This window comes from Ramlibacter sp. (assembly GCF_036676645.1).
GTDB lineage: Bacteria > Pseudomonadota > Gammaproteobacteria > Burkholderiales > Burkholderiaceae_C > Ramlibacter.
Map to the genome: position 1 here is coordinate 1 of NZ_JAKFCM010000078.1, position 1,908 is coordinate 1,908.

The following is a 1,908-nucleotide window of genomic DNA, read 5'->3' on the forward strand; positions in this document are numbered from 1 at the left end:
CCTGGGCGCGGACGGCATCCGGGTCAACTCGGTGTCGCCGGGGCAGATCCTCACGCCGATGGTGGCGCCGATAGTCGCGGCCCATCCGGGCATGTTCGAGCGGCGCATCCTGCTCGGCCGCGTTGGCCAGCCGGAGGAACTGGGCCGGGTGGTGCGCTTCCTGCTGTCGGACGAAGCCAGCTATATCAACGCCGCCGAGATCGTCGTCGACGGCGGCAATATCTCATCGCAGCGCTAAGCGGAGTGCCCATGAACGAGCAGAGCCTGCAGGCCCGCCTGGATCGTCTGGAATCGCTGGAGCAGATCCGCATGCTGCCGGCCAAGTACGCCCTGGCCCTGGATATGCGCGACCTGGACGCCTGGGTCGGGCTGTTCCCCGAGGACATCAAGGTCGGCCAGGACCAGGTCGGCCGCGCCCACCTCAAGCGCTGGATCGACGCCACCCTGCGCAACCAGTTCAGCACCACCAGTCACCATATCGGCGGCCATATCATCGAGTTCAAGGATGCCGACCACGCCTGCGGCGTGGTCTATTCGAAGAACGAGCATGAGACCGGCCCCGAGTGGGTGATCATGCAGATGCTCTACTGGGACGACTACCAGCGCATCGACGGGCGCTGGTACTTCCGCCGCCGCCTGCCTTGCTATATGTACGCGACCGACCTGAACAAGCCGCCGATCGGCGACAAGAAGATGCGCTGGCCCGGCCGCGAACCCTACGACGGCGGCTGGAACCAGCTGTGGCCGAGCTGGCAGGAGTTCTGGGCCAACAAGCCGGACGACCTGCTGCCCGAGGTGGCCGAGCCGGCAGCGCTGGACGCCTTCCTCGCCAGCATGCGTCGCGGCTCGGCCGCGCCGCGGGTGAGGGTGCGCTGATGGCTGCCTTGTCCCGTCTGTTCGAACCGCTGCAGCTCGGCGAGCTGCAGCTGGCCAACCGCATGGTCATGGCGCCGATGACGCGCAGCCGCGCCAATGCCGATGACGCCCCCGATGCCTTGCACGTCGCCTACTACGGGCAGCGCGCCAGCGCCGGGCTGATCATCGCCGAGGGCACCTATCCCTGTGCCGACGGCAAGGGCTATTGCCGCACGCCGGGTATCGCCACGCTGCGCCAGGTCGAGGCCTGGCGTGCGGTCACCACGGCGGTGCGGGCCAACGGCGGCGCCAGCCAGGTGCTGCAGCTGATGCACGTCGGCCGGGTGGCCAGCCGCCACAACAAGGCGGCCACGGCCCTGACCCTGGCGCCCTCGGCACTGGCCGCGCGCGGCAGCCTGTTTACCGACAGCCAGGGCATGGCGCCGCTGGAAGTGCCCCAGGCAATGAGCGCGGCGCAGATCGTCGCGACCATCGAGGCCTATCGCCAGGCGGCGCTGAACGCCCGCGCGGCCGGCTTCGACGGGGTGGAGCTGCACTGTTCCAGCGGCTACCTGCCGATGCAGTTCCTCCTGGCCTGCAGCAACCAGCGCCGTGACGGCTACGGCGGCAGCCTGCGCGCCCGCGTGCGTTTCGCTGTGGAGTGCCTGGAGGCCATGGCCGGTGCCATAGGGGCCGGTCGCGTCGGCCTGCGCATCATCCCCGGTAACCCCTACAACGACATGCACGATGATGATCCAGTCGCCACCTACGGCGCCTTGCTCGATGCCGTGGACCCGCTCGGCCTGGCCTATGTCCAGGTCAGCCGTTCGCCGCAGCCCGGGCTGGATGCCTTCGCCCTGGTACGCCGGCATTTTCGTGGCGGGGTGATCATCAACGACGGCTTCGACGGCCCCAGTGCCGCCCGCGCGTTGGAGCAAGGGCAAGGCGAGGCGGTGTCCTTCGCCCGCCACTTCATTGCCAACCCTGACCTGGTGCAGCGCCTGGGCAAGCAGCTCGCGCTTGCCGAGTTCGACCGTTCCACCCTCTACACAC

General features: G+C 68.8%; 3 protein-coding genes. All 3 read left to right on the top strand.

From position 1 onward, the window contains the following. Positions 1–238: SDR family oxidoreductase (locus V6M57_RS11535; protein ID WP_332815138.1), on the top strand; the 238-nt coding region annotated here is incomplete at its 5' end. 11 nt (positions 239–249) lie between these two features. Next, complete coding sequence (locus V6M57_RS11540) at positions 250–876, top strand: nuclear transport factor 2 family protein (protein WP_332815139.1); 627 nt, start codon at positions 250–252, stop codon at positions 874–876. Continuing rightward, on the top strand, positions 876–1,908 hold a 1,033-nt coding region (locus V6M57_RS11545), incomplete at its 3' end, for an alkene reductase (RefSeq protein ID WP_332815140.1). The genes V6M57_RS11540 and V6M57_RS11545, both read left to right, overlap by 1 nt.